This is a genomic window from Affinirhizobium straminoryzae (assembly GCF_007004135.1).
Lineage (GTDB): Bacteria > Pseudomonadota > Alphaproteobacteria > Rhizobiales > Rhizobiaceae > Neorhizobium > Neorhizobium straminoryzae.
In genome coordinates this window covers 39,453-54,630 of sequence record NZ_VJMG01000017.1, presented here as the reverse complement: position 1 = coordinate 54,630, position 15,178 = coordinate 39,453, and the positions used below count along the sequence as shown (strand labels likewise).

22 protein-coding genes and 1 tRNA gene are annotated in these 15,178 nt (G+C 62.6%); 10 read left to right on the top strand and 13 right to left on the bottom strand.

Translation table 11 applies throughout. The features are described 5' to 3' along the window. Positions 1-54: 54 nt before the first annotated feature. The 3 genes from FNA46_RS07980 to FNA46_RS07970 form a co-directional block, all read right to left on the bottom strand. Entirely contained in the window at positions 55-891 is an 837-nt protein-coding gene (locus tag FNA46_RS07980; RefSeq protein ID WP_143124669.1) for a response regulator, read from the bottom strand. A gap of 167 nt (positions 892-1,058) precedes the next feature. Beyond that, the gene (locus tag FNA46_RS07975) at positions 1,059-3,572 is read right to left on the bottom strand and encodes a GcvT family protein (protein WP_143124668.1); all 2,514 of its coding nucleotides are present in this window, start codon (positions 3,570-3,572) and stop codon (positions 1,059-1,061) included. Between the two features lie 175 nt (positions 3,573-3,747). Continuing rightward, entirely contained in the window at positions 3,748-6,318 is a 2,571-nt protein-coding gene (locus FNA46_RS07970; protein WP_246102944.1) for a mechanosensitive ion channel family protein, read from the bottom strand. 208 nt (positions 6,319-6,526) lie between these two features. Here FNA46_RS07970 and FNA46_RS07965 point away from each other — a divergent pair, with 208 nt between their 5' ends. Beyond that, positions 6,527-6,778, top strand: a complete 252-nt coding sequence (locus tag FNA46_RS07965; protein WP_143124667.1) for a GlsB/YeaQ/YmgE family stress response membrane protein — start codon at positions 6,527-6,529, stop codon at positions 6,776-6,778. A 57-nt stretch (positions 6,779-6,835) separates the two neighbouring features. On the opposite strand, the gene FNA46_RS07960 is transcribed toward FNA46_RS07965, so the two are convergent. After that, the gene (locus tag FNA46_RS07960; protein WP_143124666.1) at positions 6,836-7,327 is read right to left on the bottom strand and encodes a heme-degrading domain-containing protein; all 492 of its coding nucleotides are present in this window, start codon (positions 7,325-7,327) and stop codon (positions 6,836-6,838) included. A gap of 253 nt (positions 7,328-7,580) precedes the next feature. On the opposite strand from FNA46_RS07960, the gene FNA46_RS07955 reads away from it, so the two are divergent. Then, positions 7,581-7,656: transfer RNA gene (locus tag FNA46_RS07955), tRNA-Lys, on the top strand. A gap of 113 nt (positions 7,657-7,769) precedes the next feature. Here the strand turns inward: FNA46_RS07955 and FNA46_RS07950 are convergent. From FNA46_RS07950 to FNA46_RS07920, 9 genes are all read right to left on the bottom strand, one after another. Then, a complete protein-coding gene (locus FNA46_RS07950) occupies positions 7,770-8,978 on the bottom strand; it encodes a tyrosine-type recombinase/integrase (RefSeq protein ID WP_143124665.1) in 1,209 nt (402 codons plus the stop codon). A gap of 2 nt (positions 8,979-8,980) precedes the next feature. After that, complete coding sequence (locus tag FNA46_RS25960) at positions 8,981-9,151, bottom strand: hypothetical protein (protein ID WP_185969765.1); 171 nt, start codon at positions 9,149-9,151, stop codon at positions 8,981-8,983. Continuing rightward, a complete protein-coding gene (locus FNA46_RS07945; protein ID WP_143124664.1) occupies positions 9,148-9,579 on the bottom strand; it encodes a helix-turn-helix domain-containing protein in 432 nt (143 codons plus the stop codon). Before FNA46_RS07945 ends, FNA46_RS25960 begins: the two co-directional genes overlap by 4 nt. A gap of 157 nt (positions 9,580-9,736) precedes the next feature. Then, positions 9,737-9,880 carry a hypothetical protein gene (locus tag FNA46_RS25955; protein WP_185969763.1) on the bottom strand — a complete coding sequence of 48 codons (144 nt, stop codon included), beginning with the start codon at positions 9,878-9,880 and terminating at the stop codon, positions 9,737-9,739. A gap of 5 nt (positions 9,881-9,885) precedes the next feature. Then, the gene (locus FNA46_RS07940; RefSeq protein WP_143124663.1) at positions 9,886-10,170 is read right to left on the bottom strand and encodes a hypothetical protein; all 285 of its coding nucleotides are present in this window, start codon (positions 10,168-10,170) and stop codon (positions 9,886-9,888) included. Then, a complete protein-coding gene (locus FNA46_RS07935; RefSeq protein ID WP_143124662.1) occupies positions 10,167-10,427 on the bottom strand; it encodes a hypothetical protein in 261 nt (86 codons plus the stop codon). The genes FNA46_RS07940 and FNA46_RS07935 overlap by 4 nt, the downstream gene beginning before the upstream one ends. A 13-nt stretch (positions 10,428-10,440) precedes the next feature. Continuing rightward, positions 10,441-10,656 carry a hypothetical protein gene (locus FNA46_RS07930; protein WP_143124661.1) on the bottom strand — a complete coding sequence of 72 codons (216 nt, stop codon included), beginning with the start codon at positions 10,654-10,656 and terminating at the stop codon, positions 10,441-10,443. Further along, positions 10,653-10,940 (bottom strand): hypothetical protein, encoded by a 288-nt coding sequence (locus tag FNA46_RS07925; RefSeq protein ID WP_143124660.1) that lies wholly within the window; start codon positions 10,938-10,940, stop codon positions 10,653-10,655. Before FNA46_RS07925 ends, FNA46_RS07930 begins: the two co-directional genes overlap by 4 nt. Before the next feature lie 210 nt (positions 10,941-11,150). Beyond that, on the bottom strand, positions 11,151-11,759 hold the full coding sequence (locus FNA46_RS07920) for a LexA family transcriptional regulator (RefSeq protein ID WP_143124659.1): 609 nt from the start codon (positions 11,757-11,759) through the stop codon (positions 11,151-11,153). A 111-nt stretch (positions 11,760-11,870) separates the two neighbouring features. Here FNA46_RS07920 and FNA46_RS07915 point away from each other — a divergent pair, with 111 nt between their 5' ends. From FNA46_RS07915 to FNA46_RS07880, 8 genes are all read left to right on the top strand, one after another. Beyond that, positions 11,871-12,086, top strand: a complete 216-nt coding sequence (locus tag FNA46_RS07915; RefSeq protein ID WP_143124658.1) for a helix-turn-helix domain-containing protein — start codon at positions 11,871-11,873, stop codon at positions 12,084-12,086. After that, a complete protein-coding gene (locus FNA46_RS07910; RefSeq protein WP_143124657.1) occupies positions 12,083-12,550 on the top strand; it encodes a hypothetical protein in 468 nt (155 codons plus the stop codon). The genes FNA46_RS07915 and FNA46_RS07910 overlap by 4 nt, the downstream gene beginning before the upstream one ends. 8 nt (positions 12,551-12,558) lie before the next feature. Beyond that, the gene (locus tag FNA46_RS07905; RefSeq protein ID WP_143124656.1) at positions 12,559-13,365 is read left to right on the top strand and encodes a DUF6551 family protein; all 807 of its coding nucleotides are present in this window, start codon (positions 12,559-12,561) and stop codon (positions 13,363-13,365) included. After that, positions 13,362-13,883, top strand: a complete 522-nt coding sequence (locus FNA46_RS07900) for a hypothetical protein (RefSeq protein WP_143124655.1) — start codon at positions 13,362-13,364, stop codon at positions 13,881-13,883. Before FNA46_RS07905 ends, FNA46_RS07900 begins: the two co-directional genes overlap by 4 nt. Beyond that, positions 13,880-14,260 (top strand): hypothetical protein, encoded by a 381-nt coding sequence (locus tag FNA46_RS07895; RefSeq protein WP_143124654.1) that lies wholly within the window; start codon positions 13,880-13,882, stop codon positions 14,258-14,260. Before FNA46_RS07900 ends, FNA46_RS07895 begins: the two co-directional genes overlap by 4 nt. Continuing rightward, the gene (locus FNA46_RS07890) at positions 14,257-14,559 is read left to right on the top strand and encodes a hypothetical protein (RefSeq protein ID WP_143124653.1); all 303 of its coding nucleotides are present in this window, start codon (positions 14,257-14,259) and stop codon (positions 14,557-14,559) included. The genes FNA46_RS07895 and FNA46_RS07890 overlap by 4 nt, the downstream gene beginning before the upstream one ends. Before the next feature lie 98 nt (positions 14,560-14,657). Further along, positions 14,658-14,906: a hypothetical protein gene (locus tag FNA46_RS07885; RefSeq protein ID WP_143124652.1), complete on the top strand. Its 249-nt coding sequence runs from the start codon at positions 14,658-14,660 to the stop codon at positions 14,904-14,906. After that, positions 14,903-15,178: a hypothetical protein gene (locus FNA46_RS07880; RefSeq protein WP_143124650.1), complete on the top strand. Its 276-nt coding sequence runs from the start codon at positions 14,903-14,905 to the stop codon at positions 15,176-15,178. The genes FNA46_RS07885 and FNA46_RS07880 overlap by 4 nt, the downstream gene beginning before the upstream one ends.

The following is a 15,178-nucleotide window of genomic DNA, read 5'->3' as shown; positions in this document are numbered from 1 at the left end:
GGATCGCGGGGAGAAACGTTTTGTCTCGCAGCTTGGCTTGGCCTGCCCCTCGCCTCACGCGACGCGTGCGTTACGCTGGGCCTGCATGGACTTGATCTGCACCAGGGTGTCGAGGTTCTGGTTGACGCGGCAGTAGAATTCCTCGTCGATGAAGGGGCGCAGCATGAAATCATTGCCGCCGGCCTTCAGGAAGCGTGCCGACAGAAGCCGGTCTGTGGAGGAGGATACCCCGATCACGCGCAGCTCATGCGAGCCGCGCACCGAGCGGATTCGCCGCGTCAGCTCGAATCCGTCGATATCGGGCATGTTGTAATCGGTCACGACAAGGCCGATATCGGCATTCTTCTTGAGAAGATCGATGGCCTTGGCACCGCTTTCGGCGACACTGACGCGGAAATTGTAGCGCTTCAGGCGGGTGGAGAGCAGCGCACGCGCCGTCGGGCTGTCATCGACGATCAGCACATGGTGGCGATGGTTGGTGAGGAAGCGGCAGACCGATTCGACCAGCATTTCCACCGCGAAGATGCTGTCCTTCAGAATGTAGTCGACGATGTCCTTGGCCAGCAGCTTTTCGCGGGTCTGCTCCTGGAAGGTGCCGGTGAAAACGATCGTCGGGATGTTCAGATCAAGCAGGTATTCGAGGGCCTCGCCATTTTCGGCACCGGGAAGGTTGATGTTGGAAATCGCCAGGGTCACCGGCTCTTCCGACAGTTCATTGGCCATCATCAGGTCTTCATAGGTCCGGCAGATCTCGACCTCGATGCCGAAGATTTCCTTGAGCCGCTGACGGATCATCGAGGTGAAGACGTTGGAATCCTCTGCCACGATGATGCGGGCATCCGGAAACTGTTCGCCCGAGTAATGCATTCCCGATAAACCCAAGTATGTCATGGCCCGCCTTCTTTATATTCGCGATGACTTGACAATAGGCATCGGCGCTTGCCGAACCCTTAAGCGCGACAAGCGGAACGGGTGAAATCAAGCGAAAAAGGCGGCCCCGGAAGGCCGCCTTGCAATCATGGTCAATCAACTCTTTTAAGCTGTTGCGAAATTTCGCCTCAGGCGCGAATGGCGGCATTGTCCGGGTCGAATGGGCTTTCCGGAACCACCGTCGCGTCGTAGAGCGAACCGAGGATGCGCACCTTCAGCCGCGTTCCATCCACCGCATAGGCAGGCTTGACCATGGCCAGCGCCACCGACTTGCCGATGCGCCAGCCGTAGCCACCGCTCGTGACGCGGCCGGCAAGTGCGCCCGTCTCGTCATAGATCGCCTCGGAGCCGCGCGCATCCACATCCGTATTGCCCTCCAGCGTCAGCGTCACGAAGTTCCAGCGCAGGCCCTTGTCACGGGCGGCCAGCATCGCGTCACGGCCAATGAAGTTCTTTTCCGGGCGGATGAAGCGGTCGAGACCGGATTCGAAAGCGTTGTATTCGATGGAAAGCTCGCGGCCCATGTTGCGATAGGACTTCTCCACGGCCATCGACACCATGGCGCGGATACCGAAGGGCTTGATGCCGAATTCGGCGCCGGCTTCCATCAGCCGATCGAAGATGTAGGCCTGCATTTCAATCGGGTGATGCAGTTCCCAGCCGAGTTCGCCGATGAAGTTGACGCGCAGCGCATGGGCGCTCGCGACACCGACGGAGATCGGCTTGCCCGTCAGCCACGGGAAATCCTTGTTCTCGAGGCTGGTGCGGGTGAGCTTCTTCAGCACCGCGCGCGACTTCGGGCCGGCAAGAACCAGCACGCCGTATTTCTGGGTGATCGGCTGCAGGGTGACCGACCCGTCCTTCGGGGCAAGGCGCCAGAGCAGGTCATGGTCATGGGCTTCCAGACCGCCGGCCGAGACGAGATAGAAGCGGCCCGGCGCCCATTCGTAGACGGTGAATTCCGCCTTCACGCCGCCGGCCGGCGTCGGCACATGGCAGAGCGCGATGCGGCCGCGCTTCTTCGGGATCACATTGGCAAAAATGCTGTCCAGCCAGTCGCGCGCACCGGGGCCGGTCACTTCCATCTTGGCAAAGGGCGACATGTCGAGAACGCCGACATTCTCGTGAACGTTCTTCACCTCGTTGCCGACATGCTCGAAATAGTTGGAACGGCGGAACGACCACTTCTCGACGTAACGGCCGTCTTCGAGAGGGGCGGCGTAATTGTGATTGGTGATGACGTCGGCGCCAACACCCTTTTCCGTTTCCGGCAGTTCATAGCCTTCCGGCGCATACCAGTTGGCACGCTCCCAGCCATAGAGCGAGCCGAAGACGCCACCGAGTTTCTTGAGGCGGTCATAGATCGGCGTGGTCTTCAGCGGACGGGCGGCAGCACGCTCCTCGTCGGGATAATGCATGGTGAAGACATTGGCATAGGCCTCCTCGTTCTTGGCGATGAGATAGCCTTCCGTCGCATAAGGACCGAAGCGGCGCGGATCGACGCCCATCAGATCGACGGTCGGCTCGCCGTCGACGATCCATTCTGCCAGCTGCCATCCGGCACCGCCGGCGGCGGTGATGCCGAAGGAATGACCTTCGTTCAGCCAGAAGTTTTTCAGGCCCGGCGCCGGACCGACGATCGGATTGCCATCCGGCGTATAGGCGATCGCGCCGTTATAGACCTTCTTGATGCCGACTTCGCCGAAGGCCGGCACGCGGGCAATTGCCGTCTCGATATGCGGCATCAGACGGTCGAGATCCTCCTGGAACAGTTCGTACTCGCTCTCGTCGGACGGACCATCGACATAACAGACCGGCGCACCGACTTCATAGGGACCCAGAATGAGGCCGCCGGCTTCCTCGCGCATGTACCAGGCCGAATCCGATTCGCGCAGCACGCCCATTTCAGGCAGACCCTGTCTGCGGCGTTCCTGGATCGCCGGATGCGGCTCGGTGACGATATACTGGTGCTCGACCGGAATGACCGGGATGTTGAGGCCGACCATCTCGCCGGTCTTGCGGGCAAAGGAACCGGTGCAGGAAATGATGTGCTCGGCGACAATCTCGCCCTTGTCGGTCGTCACCTTCCACTGGCCATCGGCCAGCTGCTCGATGCCGGTCACCGTGGTGTTGCGGTAAATGGTAGCGCCACGGTCGCGCGCGCCCTTGGCCAGCGCCTGAGTGAGGTCGGCCGGCTGGATATAGCCGTCGTCCGGATGCTGGATGGCGCCGAGCAGGCCGTCCGTTTCGCAGAGCGGCCAGATTTCCTTGACCTGATCCGGCGTCAGGACATTCACCTTCACGCCGATCGTCTCTGCGATGCCGGCATAGTACATGTATTCGTCCCAGCGGTCTTTGGTGCGGGCGAGACGGATGTTGGAGACCTTGGAGAAGCCGACATTCATGCCGGTTTCTTCCTGCAGCTCCTCGTAGAAGCGGACAGAATATTTATGCAGCTGACCAACCGAGTAGGACAGGTTGAACAGCGGCAAAAGGCCGGCTGCATGCCAGGTGGAACCGGAAGTCAGTTCCTTGCGCTCGATGAGGACGACGTCGCTCCAGCCCTTCTTCGCCAGGTGATAGAGGGTCGAAACACCGACCACCCCGCCACCGATCACCACCGCCCGTGCCTGTGTCTTCATGAAGCAAAATCCCCTCTGGACGAAACGGGCGCGGCTGGCCGGCGCCCATGCATAGCTTTTCGAGCGGACTATGCAGTTCCGCGGGTTTGGCCAAACGCCTGTTTACGACATGCGCACGGCTTGCCGCGACGAGACCAAATTTGACAAGCGACAAAACTGCAAGGGCTTGGACACGTCAGGCCTTGCCTTCGATTGCCCCTTCCCCGGGCGTCTCCTTGTCCACCTGCGACGCGGGCTGCAATGGCTGGCCGCCGCGTCCTTCCGGCCGTGTGGTGACTGTGCCCAGGATCTTCACATCCTGGTGCGGATAGGGAATGTCGATCCCCTCCTCGCGGAAGCGCTTCAGGATGTCCATGCGCACCTTGTTGCGCACGCCGATGCCCTCGCTCATGTCGGACAGGAAGAAGCGCAGTTCGAAATTCAGCGAGGACGGCCCAAAGCCCAGGAAATCCACGTGCGGCTCCGGATTGCGCAGTACGCCGGGCATGGCAAGCGCCGTTTCCATGAGAATGTCGATCACCCGTTGCGGATCGGCCTCATAGGCGACGCCCACCGGGATTTCAGCGCGCTGGACGCGGTTGCGATGCGTCCAGTTGCCGACGGATGCGTTGATCAACTCAGAATTCGGCACGATGATCGACTGCTTGCGGAAGGTCTCGATCTCGGTGGCGCGGACGGAAATGCGCTTGACGATTCCCTCCGTCGTACCCGTGACGATGTGGTCGCCCACCTTGAACGGCCGCTCGACCAGCAGGATCAGGCCAGAGACGAAATTCGACACGATGTTCTGCAGGCCGAAACCGATACCGACAGAGAGGGCGGAGGCGACCAGCGCAAGGCTGGAGAGATCGATGCCGGCCGCCGAGACGCCGATCACCACCGCAAGGCCCACACCGAGATAGCCGATGCCGGTCTTCACCGAGTTGCGCACGCCCGCATCCACATGGCTGCGCGCCATCACGTTGCGATCGATCCAGCTCTGTGCCCAGCGGGTGGTGGCATAGCCCGCAAAAAACAGCAGGATGCCGCCGAGAATACCGACCAGCGAGATGGAGATGCTGCCAATCGAAATCTTCGTGAACAGCCGGAAGGCAGCGCTCTGGATATCCTGGATCTGGAAGCCCCAGGTGAGCAGGATCAACGGCACGCCGAACAAAAGCGCAAGGCCATTGATGCTGAGCCCGGCACCAAGGCCGATCTGGTCAAGAGCCACCTCGCCCAGCCTGAAGCGCTCGGCGAGATAGCGCCCGAAGGCCGTCTTGGCGAAACCGCCCTGCTTGCCGACGGCGCGCCCCGAGAGAATGCCGATATACATGGTCACCAGCATGGCGCCGGACAGCACCATCTGGGTTGCGGCAAAGCGCGCCACGCCGAGATAACCGCTGAGCACGCACAGAATGAGGCCAAGGCCGGCGAGGCGCAGCAGCGCAGGGATGCCGCGCGGAAAGGGACGCCCCTGACCGTCCATCTGCCGGTCCTCCGGCAGAAGCGGCTTGAGGAAAGACATCACGATCAGGATCAGGCCGATCAGAACGGAGGCCGTCAGGCTCTTGACGATAGCGAGCACCACCGGCGAGTTGAGCGACTCGCTGATCTGGCCGAGCAGATAATCCAGTCCGTTGATCACAGCCATGCTGACGATCAGCCAGTAGAGCTGGCGTGCGCCATGATTGGTGACCCGCGCCAGCCGCCAGTTCGGATAATCAGGCGCAAAGACCAGCGCGCTGAGACGCGCAACGAAGAAGACGAGCCAGAGAAAGCCGAAGAAGGCCCCGATGATCGGCGCCACATCCAGACGCAGAACATTGAAGCTCATCATGAAAAAGAAGCTGGAGATGAAAAAGGCCGTCAGGGAGGCCGTCTGCACCATCAGCGACCAGAAGGCGAAGGAGAGCCGCGTGATATAGGGCGGATCCTCCATCTGAAGGTTGCGGTTGACCATGCGACCAAACAGGCGATAGCCGCCGACCAGGAAGACGAGGGCGGCGCCGAGAGACAGCACCACGGCCGACAGGAACTGCAGCTTCTTGAACTTCCAGGCAAAGCTCAGCCAACCGGAGAGCGCATCCCGGAAGGTATGCACCTCATCGAGGAAGGCGGTGCCCGCGTCTACGAACACATCCAGCGACAGGTCCGTGTGCTTGAGCAAATGCTCGGCAAAAAGCCGACGACGCATTTCCGTGATGCTGGCGGAGAGCTTTCCAGTGGCAGCCGCAATCTCGCTTGCGCCGCTGGAGACGGCGTTGAGTTCGTTGCGTTCTGCAATCAACCGGTTGCGCTCGACGGTGACCGCCGGCGCTTCCGCAGGCTGGCCGGCACGCGGCGCCTCGCCGATCTCGGTGATGCGGGCCTGGATCTGCCCCAGCCTGTCGCGGATATCGGCCATGTGCTGGGCAAGCTGGGCGGCCAGATCATCCGCCTTCAGCTTCAGCTCCGCGAGCTGGAAATCCTCCTCCGCATCGCGCGACTTTTCCTCGCTGAGCGCCGCAAGCTGCGCGCGCGCCTTCTCGATGGCCGCTTGCATGGCCACCGATCGGGAATCCGGATTGCCGAGCGACCCCTCCTCAGGCTTCGCCGACGGCGCGGCGGCCGCGCCGTTCGCAACTCCCGCAGGCGTCATGGCCGCGGCAGGCGGCGTCGAGACCACGGGCTGCTGTTCCTGCGCGCCTGCCCCCGCTGCCATGAACGGCAGAAGAACGAGGAAAAGGCGAAGGGCACCGGACAGGGACGGGAAGGCAGATCGCATCAACGGGCAAACCTCGTGCTGGTGAGGACCAGTCCATAAATTCAACGGGGCCGAAAGAAAAGCGCCGCCGGCCATGATTCGGCGAGCCTTTCCTTTCAATCGCCCGGATGGGCAGAACTATGACCGATGCCCGTTCCGGAACATTGGCGTTTCCCGCACGTTCACCGAACGCCAAGGAACACGCAACGTCCAACCGGAGGGTAAGGTCATGGAACAGGCAGGGATCGGCTGGCTCGCAGCCATCATCATCGGCGGCATTGCCGGCTGGCTCGCAGAGCAGTTCATGAAAAGCAACATGGGTGTGCTGATGAACATCCTGCTCGGCATCGTCGGCGCCATCGTCGCCAATGCCATTCTCGGCGCCTTCGGCATCATGCTGGGCGGCTGGCTCGGCTATCTGATTGCAGGCTTCATCGGCGCCTGCATCCTTATTGCACTCGGTCGCCTCATCCGCCGATAGACACCACAGGACGGCAGACCGGTTGCTCCGTCCAACCGGCCTGCCATCCGAATGCCCTCACGGCAGCCGCAGTCCGCTGTCGTCAAGCCCCAGATGGCGGGCCAGCGCCTCGACAACCAGATTATGGTCCTCGCGCTGCGGCAGCCCGGACACGACGACGGTACCGATGCAGCCAACACCATTGACATGGATCGGAAAGCCGCCGCCATGCGAGGCATATTCCGTCGTCGCAAGCCCCCACTTCGCCTCCAGCGTCGTTTCCTCGGCCTTCAGCTCGAGGCCGATGCCGTAACTAGAGCGCTGGAAGCGGTGTACGAGGTTGCGCTTGCGGTAGATCCAGTATTCGAAATCAGGCTTGGCTCCCGGCAGCGCGAAATAGACCGCCTGCATGCCGTTGATGCGAAGATCCGCCGAGAGCACGTAACCGCGCTCCATCGCCATCCGGCGCAGATCCGCGCAGACCGACCAGGCGCTGTCGAGATCGAAGCGGTCAAAACGCAGAATCTTTTCTTGCTCCTGCACCCGCGCAATGTCGTCCTGAATGGTCATCACCCCTCATCCTCCCTGTCATGATGGACATCTCATCAAGTCGCCAGCCTAGCCTCGGAGTTCCTCAAAACGCATGCGTTTTTTTTCGATTGCCAAAACGCCTTGTTTTCCGGGCGTTTTGGTGTGCGGTGCATAATTTTCGCAATCCAAGACGAAGATTTTTTGAAAAGGGCGCTGGACAACCCCAAACTTCCCCTTTATACGCCCCCTCACACCGACGGCGCCGCCGGAAACGAGGCGCTGAAACGGGGATGGGTGATTAGCTCAGTTGGTAGAGCAGCTGACTCTTAATCAGCGGGTCGTAGGTTCGAGCCCTACATCACCCACCAAAAATATCTAGAGAAATCCAAGACTTGCAACAATCCGCTGACACATCGGTTGTGAGGCTTGAGGCTGGAAAAAGCCTCACGTGAGGCTTTTCCGTTCTGGTGCCGTTCCAGCCTCACACCGCTAGCTCCGCGTTGCCGCCCGCCTCGTACCATTCGACCAGCTGGCCGATGGCGGTGGTGGCCATTTCGGGGTGCAGTGCCAGATAGTGGCGAAGGATGAGCGTGGCGCCCTGCAGGGAGTGGCCGGAGACGGCGCAGATTTCCGGCAGGGTGAGCTTGGCAAGCGCCATCCAGGTGACGCCGGTGGAGCGGAAATCCTTTTCCTGGACCGTGGCGACGGACGGCACCTGACGGGCCGCCTCCTCGCGGATCTCGGCGAAGAGGTTGCGATAGGTGTAGGTGTTCCACGGCGCCCAGGTGGCCTCGTTAAGGTGCACGAAGACAGAGCGGATATCGCGGCCGCGCCGCCGTTCGGCCGCCTGGTCCCAGCGCTTTTTCAATTCCGGAGCAACCGGCGCGTTGACGATCGCGCCGGTTTTTTGTTGCCTGACGATGAAGCGGCCGTTGCGCACGGCCGACAGTTTCAGCGCCAGCCGATCGGCCTGGCGCTGGGCGGTCCATACGCCGGTGTAAAACACATCGGCCATATCCGGCCGGCCAAGGCGCTCGGCCGCCTCGACAAGGGCCAGAAACTCCGTCTTGGTGAGGAAGCGCGCGCGGGGCGGCGGCTGCTTCATATCCAGATCGCGCGCCGGATTGAAGGCCAGCCCCCGGATGCGGCCGGAATTGAGGCCCCACTTGATGGCGATGCCGAGCACCGTCAGCACGCCCCGGGCGGTGGCGAGGCCGCGCTCGCGCCACAGATCCTCATAGAGCCCATAGCAGATGGGACGATCGAGCGCCGCCACTTCGCAGGCCCAGAGATCCGGATCATGCGTTTCGATCACCCGGCTCTTCTGGCGGTAATCCTTGATCGTGGCCGGCGCCTTGGCCCGAACGCGCGGGCTTTGCAACCAATCCTCAAACAGGCGCGACAACGGATAGACGGTGCGCCGCACCACCGGCGTCGCCGGCTGCGGATGCGCAGGCTTGCGCGGCGCGGCCGTCTTCCCCTGCTCGCCCCGCTTCTGATCTTCCTCGAGCGAGCGGGAGAAGGCGCGCGACCAATCGAGCGCTTCCCCTTCTGAAAACCAGCGGCCATCATCATGACGAAGATCCTTGCCCTTGAAGCCCTGCTCGCGCAGGGTTTTGGCCGGCACAAAGCGCGGCCGGCCCTCGCGCCATGCGACGTGACGGATTTTGGGGGTGGTGGTCTTTGCCATGATCAGTGACCTTCCTGCCTGCGCGCCGGATCATCCTGCCGATGACGGAAGGCCGCAAGCGCTGCCTCCGCGGCGGCACTTTCCACCAGGCTCGCGATGGTGCGATCCATTTCCCGCGCCAGCATGCGCAGGCGCAGTACCGTTTCATCGTCGAGGTAGACATGCAGGATCATGCCGCGCCCCAGATCTGGTGATTGATGCCGCCGCCGATCTGGGTGTCGAGCGGCAGGGAGAAGGACGGCGCCAGCGCTTCGACCAGGCCGACGACGTGACGGCGGGTGGCGGCGTCCTCGATGCGGTCAAAAGCGGTGACGAGGCGCAGCGCCTGGGCGCTGTGGTGCGGCGAAGCGGGCGCGCTGCCCAATGCGGCATCGGTGCCCGTGCCGGCAAACAGATCTTCCAGCGTGCAGCCCAGGAAGCGGGCGATGGCGACCAGGCGCGAGCTCGACACGCGGTTGGTGCCCTTCTCGTATTTCTGGACCTGCTGGAAGGTGATGCCGAGATTTTCGGCCAGCTTCTCCTGGCTGGCGCCCTTGCGCATGCGCAGCTGGCGCAGGTTGGCGCCGACGATGACATCATCGGGATGCGGGGTCTTGGTCATGACATGCTCCTTGCTTGGGTTGGCAGAAGACAAAAGCCCCCGGCGGCGCGATACGCAGAACATGCGCCGCCGGGGAAGATGGGGCTGACCAGGGAGGAGGCGTCAGCCCGGGGGAACGGGGAAAAGGGATGGCGGGCCGGAGATCCGCCCGACGCCTTCAGGCGTCGTCCGGCCCGCCTTTCCGGCAGACGGGCGGGGTTTTCCGCTGCCAGAAACGGTTGATGGCGGCGATCGCGACCAGCACCAGCGCCTGGCCGGCGATCAGCGGCACGACAATCATGGCGATCTGCAGGGCGCTCATCGGGCTCATTGCAGGCACCCCCGATAGCCGGAGGCCACGGCGGCCGAGCGCGACAGGCGGGCCCGCAGGGTGGCGGCGGCATCCGCCTCCGCCTCGTGCAGCACCCAGGCCGCCTCCGCCACGACAGAGGCATTGGCAAGCGCTGCGCGTTCAATCTGCCGTTCGACGGCCGACAAATACTCTTCCGAGGCCGTGGCATAGGATTTCAGGTCATCCAGCAGACGGCGCTGCAGATCGGTCATATCCTCGCCCAGCTGCTCCAGCCGGTGGATCAGGTCGCGCGGCTTCATGGCTGCTTCTCCCGGATGCGATCCAGCGCCAGCTTGCCCGACTGGGTCAGCTGCAGGCGGCCGCCATGCACGATCAGCAGGCCGTGGCGCCGCAGCACCCGGATGGTTTCGAGCGTGTAACGCTGCGCGCCCACGGCCCAGCCGCCGCGAGCGGTCATCTTCTGGAATTTGAAATGATCAACCGCCTCCAAGCATCCGCGCTGGTGCTGGCTGAGCGCACGGACGATGACGGAAAGATCCTGCTGATTGTCAGTCATCTTGCTGCCCCTTCTAGAACGGAATGCCATCATCGACTGGCCGAAGAACGCGACCTTGCACGTCGCATCGGATGGCCGCATACACGGCCTCCAAGACCAAAAACTCACAGCCCGGATTTTCCCTCGCCAGGCGATGCGCTTCTTCACGGGCGCTGGTGTAGGTCAAATGCCGGAACTTGGGAGCGTTGCCGTGCGGATGGTAGACGTACCAGAACTTATCTTCCGTCATGCCCCTGCCCTCGCATAGCGAGCACGCAGGCGCTGGTTCTGGTTGGCGATCATGGTGGGCACGCGGGCGGCGGGCTCTTCCGCCTCCTCGATCGCGGCGCGGCCATAGGCGCCGTCGATCCAATCCTCGAACCGCTTGCGCGGCCAGACCCAGCCCATGGAGCATTTTTCGGGCATGCCCTTCTCGCGCGACAGGCGGCGATGGTGGCGACGCACCCAGGCTTCCGATACGCCGAAGGCGGCGCAGATCTCGGGCAAGCCGACCAGCTTCTGTTCCAGTTGCATGACAGCATCCTCTGCAAATCATCCTGCTGCATATTGATAAGCATCTTTGCTTATTTCAGCAAGCACAATTTGCACATTATGCTGATCACGCACATTAGCGTGCGTTCATGTTAAAAATGTCCTAAGTCGCCATCATGATATCCATGCGCGAAAATGCACCCGACAGCGCACGGCGGACGGGTGCATTCATGACGGCGATGGGGAGGAAATTCAGTGCTGCAGGCGGATGGTCGCTATGACGACGCCGGCGATCGACACCCGGTCATCATCCACCTGCTCGGGCCGCTGCGGGCCAAGGCGCATGCTGTGGGTGACAAGGAACGGCGTCTGATAGAGCCGCAACACGGTTTCGGCCGCGCCGAGCGTGTGATCGACGATCTGGGCGAGGACGATATCGCCCGCCTTTGCCCTGCGGTTCTGGTCGACGATGGCGATATCGCCGGGCATGACGCCCAATCCATCGAGCGCGGCGCCCTTCATGACCCAGGCTTCCACGCCATTCTTGCCCGCCCGGGCCGCCTCGACGGCGGCTTCGACCCATTTGGGCTTGTGGTCATCATCCTGCGCATAGGGCAGGACATCCGGTTCCGACAGGCCGCGCGAGCGGCCCGGCACCTGGCCCGGGCGGAAGCCGGAATAATGCGACACCTTCTCCAGCGATGACTGGCTGATGCCGACCGTGTTGGTGGTGTCGTTGAGATAGCGCGTCAGCGTGGATGCCGCGATGCCGGAATTCAACGCCAATTGCGAGGGCGACACATTGAAGTGTCGCGCCACCGCCCGGAGCCATTCCTTCGTTTCGCGCTGATCATAAGCCATGCGCGCAAAACTAATCTGTGCAAGTGCTAACGCAGTCACTAAAATACACCTTGCATAATCAGCAATTTCGCTTATGCCATTGTGCAGTGAATTGGACAAGGTGATTTGCGGATGTTTGCTGAGATTGAGAAGCAGCGCGTGCTCGCCGGCGTCAGCGCGAGCGAGCTTTGCCGACGCGCCGGCGTGCACCAGACGACCTATGCGGCACGCCGCAACGGCCGCCGCACCGTGAGCGAGCGCACGCTCGCAAAGCTGCGCACCGCCCTCGACGAACTCATCGCAGAACGCCGCGCCGCGCTGGATGAAGCTTCAAGGGGGATGCAATGAAGATGGCCATCAATCTTTTGCTGGGCCTGCTGTGCTGGGCCATGCTCGTTTTTTTTCTGCCGCACCGTACTGGTGCTGATGGAGCCCTGCAGCGATGTGCTGATGCAGGTGAGCAACTGGACGGGCGCGGCCATCTTTGCCGTGCTTGTCGTCGTGTTTGGTTCGCTGGCGGTGGCTCTGTGATGGCCGGCGCGGCGGATGACATTCTGATTGCCTATGGCGGACGCGGGCCTTTGGAGCCTGCCGCCAACACGGCGTTTCACCAGACCCTCCTCGACGACCTTACGGCCGAGATCGGCCGGCGCGGCTGGCCGGGCGCGCGCTTTGCCGGGTACCGGCGCGCCGGCGGCCATGTGCTGATCGAGATCGAGCCGGCCGATGACGGCACGCTTTCGCTGGAGGGGTTACGCGCATTTCACGACGAGCAGCGGCAGCGCCGCGAAGAGGAAAGGCAGGTGGCGTGATGAATGCAATGCCCTTGATCAACCTGGACGTTGGCGAGCCGCCCGAGATGGCGATCGTTCCCCTGTCCGAGATCCGCGTCGATGCGAGCTATCAGCGGCCGCTGAAGCCGAAGCGGGTGGCGCAGATCCTGCGCGATTTCACCTGGGCGCAGTTCGGCGCTCTGATGCTGGTTCGCCAGCCGGAGGGAGGTTACACCGTCTATGACGGCCAGCATCGGCTCGAAGCGGCGAAGAAGCACCCACACATTGCCGGGGTGCCGGCCGTCATCGTCGAGCTCGAGGCCGCCTATGAAGAGGCGCAGCATTTTCTGGGTGTGAACATCAACCGCAGCGCCATTTCCACCGTGGAGAAATACTGGGCGGGGATCGAAGCAGGCGACGAGGCGATGATGCGCATTTGCGCCGTGCTGGAGGAGGCCGGTTGCGAGGTGGTGCCGCCGGGCACGAAATCGCCCGCGCCAAATCGGACCTCGTCGATCGGCGCCATTGGGCGCGCGCTGGAAAGCTATGGCGATGCGGCAGTGACGGCCGCCTGCCGCACGCTGCGCAGCGCCTGGCAGAAGGACAACGGCGCGCTGAACGGAACGATGATCCAGGCGCTCGCCCGGCTCTATCGCAACAATCGCGAGATCATTTCCGAAGAACGGATGGTGACGAAGCTGATCGGCAAGGATCGCAAGATCCTGACGGCAGATGCGGAAGCCCTGCGCAAGATGGGCGGCGGCGATGCCCCGCTGGCGCTCGCGAAGGCCCTGACCGAAATCTACAACAAGGGCCTGCAGACCAACCAGATCACGATCGGGGTGAAGGCATGAGCGACGCCCTTTGGACTGCAGAAAGCAACCAGAATTACTATCCGCCGCAGATTTTGCGCTACGACCCGGCGCCCAAGGGGAAAACGCTTCCGGATGGCAGGAAAGCCGTCAGCATGACGTTTCCGGTGCTGCAGCTGACTGATTGGGTAGCGCAGCCAGACAAAGTTGCAGACGAGATTGCCCGCCGCCTGAATGCGACGGAAGGGCAGAGCAAGGCCGCGCTTGACGTTCTGCTCGAACGGCGGCGGCAGGTGCAGGACGAGAAATTCTCTCCGGATCACGACGATCGTTATCAGCACGGCGAGCTTGAGCGGGCTGCTGCCTCCTATGCGCTCTACAAGTGCCAGCCCCAAGGGCCTCTGTGGTGGTTCTCCGCAGTTTGGGCCTGGCCCATGAAATGGTTCAAAAGCAAGTCCCACCGGGAAAACCTTGTGCGGGCTGCAGCACTGCTGATCGCCGCAATCGAATGCATCGATCGTGCCGAGGCGCGCAGTGCCAAGGAAGGCGGTGCGGCATGATCGCGAAAATCATAGGCGTTGCCGTTGTCCCGATGCTGGTGGTCGCTTTGCTTGGCGCCAGCTACGCGATCCAGACGCATATCGAACAGAAGACCATCCGCGTGCAGGGCAAAGAGCGGCTGACAAAGGTCACATCCGACAGCGATCGCAAGACATCGACCACGTTCAAGAATTTCGTTTACTCGGACGACGAGGTTTATGTCGTCGAGGACAGCCTCTGGAACGGGCATTTCATTGCGATGACCGTCTACAGCGGCATCAAAATTGGCGCCACGTGCCGCGTGACGCTCTCGGGCTACAGGTTCGGCTTTCTCTCCATGTATCAGAACATCATCGCGGCGGACTGCGTTCCGGCTGCAAAAGGCGGTGCGGCATGAGCAACGCCCTCGTCGAGGAGATCGAGCAGTTGCACAATTGCCGCACGCACCAGGAGTGTGCGGAATGGCTGCTGACCTGCCCGCTTTCCAAGCTGCTGACCTATGAGTTTGCCATCCGTTCGCGCTTGCGCACGCGGGGCTTCCTGCTGGGCATCGAGCATCTGGACCATGTGCTTTTCACGATGCGGGCGCCGCAGCAGAACGGCTACCCGGTGCGCACAACAGAGGCGCTGAATGTGCTGGCGACGCTGCGGGCCATTGCGGCCCATCTGCCGGGCACCGACGAGATCGACGCCTGACGCTTGCCATGGCTGCCGGCATCGTGCCGGCGGCGCCTTCGATCGCGGCCGGATCTGTCCGTTGTACCGGCCGCCCCTATCAGACCAGCAGGAACAGCATGTCGAAACGGACCTATCGCATCGAGGTATCGGCCGAGCTTTCGCGCATCGAGGCAAAGCGCCTCGAGCTGAAGATTTCCCATGAGGATCTGTACATCGCCGCCGGCATTGCGCGCTCGACCTATTACGGCATGCGCGCCTCCGGCCTCGCCTTTCAATCGAAGCTCCAAGCGCTGCGCTATGGCCTGCGCACGGCCGAGCAGCGGCTGCGCAATGCCGAGCGCCTGTTCGACGGGAGCGAGGCATGACGGGCGCGAAAATGCGAGAGGCCGCGCGCATTGCGCTGAAGGGCATCCGGGCGGCGGTGGAAGCCTCGGCTATCCGGCACGCCGACCGGCGCGCGGCCGAGCTCTATCTGCTGGTGACCGGGTGCAATGTGCCCCAGGTGCTGGCGGCGGAGGTGGCGGCCTGCACGAAGCAGAATGTTTCCAAGCTGCTGGCGGCCGCCGAGGAGCGCCGCGACAACCCCGATTTCGACGCCGCGCTGAGCAGGATCGAGCGCGCCATTCTGGGAGAGTGA

Bases quoted from the DNA above. Each gene is read 5' to 3' on its own strand.
- FNA46_RS07980 (WP_143124669.1), bottom strand. From the start codon at position 891: ATGACATACTTGGGTTTATCGGGAATGCATTACTCGGGCGAACAGTTT.
- FNA46_RS07975 (WP_143124668.1), bottom strand. From the start codon at position 3,572: ATGAAGACACAGGCACGGGCGGTGGTGATCGGTGGCGGGGTGGTCGGT.
- FNA46_RS07970 (WP_246102944.1), bottom strand. From the start codon at position 6,318: ATGCGATCTGCCTTCCCGTCCCTGTCCGGTGCCCTTCGCCTTTTCCTC.
- FNA46_RS07965 (WP_143124667.1), top strand. From the start codon at position 6,527: ATGGAACAGGCAGGGATCGGCTGGCTCGCAGCCATCATCATCGGCGGC.
- FNA46_RS07960 (WP_143124666.1), bottom strand. From the start codon at position 7,327: ATGACCATTCAGGACGACATTGCGCGGGTGCAGGAGCAAGAAAAGATT.
- FNA46_RS07950 (WP_143124665.1), bottom strand. From the start codon at position 8,978: ATGGCAAAGACCACCACCCCCAAAATCCGTCACGTCGCATGGCGCGAG.
- FNA46_RS25960 (WP_185969765.1), bottom strand. From the start codon at position 9,151: ATGATCCTGCATGTCTACCTCGACGATGAAACGGTACTGCGCCTGCGC.
- FNA46_RS07945 (WP_143124664.1), bottom strand. From the start codon at position 9,579: ATGACCAAGACCCCGCATCCCGATGATGTCATCGTCGGCGCCAACCTG.
- FNA46_RS25955 (WP_185969763.1), bottom strand. From the start codon at position 9,880: ATGAGCGCCCTGCAGATCGCCATGATTGTCGTGCCGCTGATCGCCGGC.
- FNA46_RS07940 (WP_143124663.1), bottom strand. From the start codon at position 10,170: ATGAAGCCGCGCGACCTGATCCACCGGCTGGAGCAGCTGGGCGAGGAT.
- FNA46_RS07935 (WP_143124662.1), bottom strand. From the start codon at position 10,427: ATGACTGACAATCAGCAGGATCTTTCCGTCATCGTCCGTGCGCTCAGC.
- FNA46_RS07930 (WP_143124661.1), bottom strand. From the start codon at position 10,656: ATGACGGAAGATAAGTTCTGGTACGTCTACCATCCGCACGGCAACGCT.
- FNA46_RS07925 (WP_143124660.1), bottom strand. From the start codon at position 10,940: ATGCAACTGGAACAGAAGCTGGTCGGCTTGCCCGAGATCTGCGCCGCC.
- FNA46_RS07920 (WP_143124659.1), bottom strand. From the start codon at position 11,759: ATGGCTTATGATCAGCGCGAAACGAAGGAATGGCTCCGGGCGGTGGCG.
- FNA46_RS07915 (WP_143124658.1), top strand. From the start codon at position 11,871: ATGTTTGCTGAGATTGAGAAGCAGCGCGTGCTCGCCGGCGTCAGCGCG.
- FNA46_RS07910 (WP_143124657.1), top strand. From the start codon at position 12,083: ATGAAGATGGCCATCAATCTTTTGCTGGGCCTGCTGTGCTGGGCCATG.
- FNA46_RS07905 (WP_143124656.1), top strand. From the start codon at position 12,559: ATGCCCTTGATCAACCTGGACGTTGGCGAGCCGCCCGAGATGGCGATC.
- FNA46_RS07900 (WP_143124655.1), top strand. From the start codon at position 13,362: ATGAGCGACGCCCTTTGGACTGCAGAAAGCAACCAGAATTACTATCCG.
- FNA46_RS07895 (WP_143124654.1), top strand. From the start codon at position 13,880: ATGATCGCGAAAATCATAGGCGTTGCCGTTGTCCCGATGCTGGTGGTC.
- FNA46_RS07890 (WP_143124653.1), top strand. From the start codon at position 14,257: ATGAGCAACGCCCTCGTCGAGGAGATCGAGCAGTTGCACAATTGCCGC.
- FNA46_RS07885 (WP_143124652.1), top strand. From the start codon at position 14,658: ATGTCGAAACGGACCTATCGCATCGAGGTATCGGCCGAGCTTTCGCGC.
- FNA46_RS07880 (WP_143124650.1), top strand. From the start codon at position 14,903: ATGACGGGCGCGAAAATGCGAGAGGCCGCGCGCATTGCGCTGAAGGGC.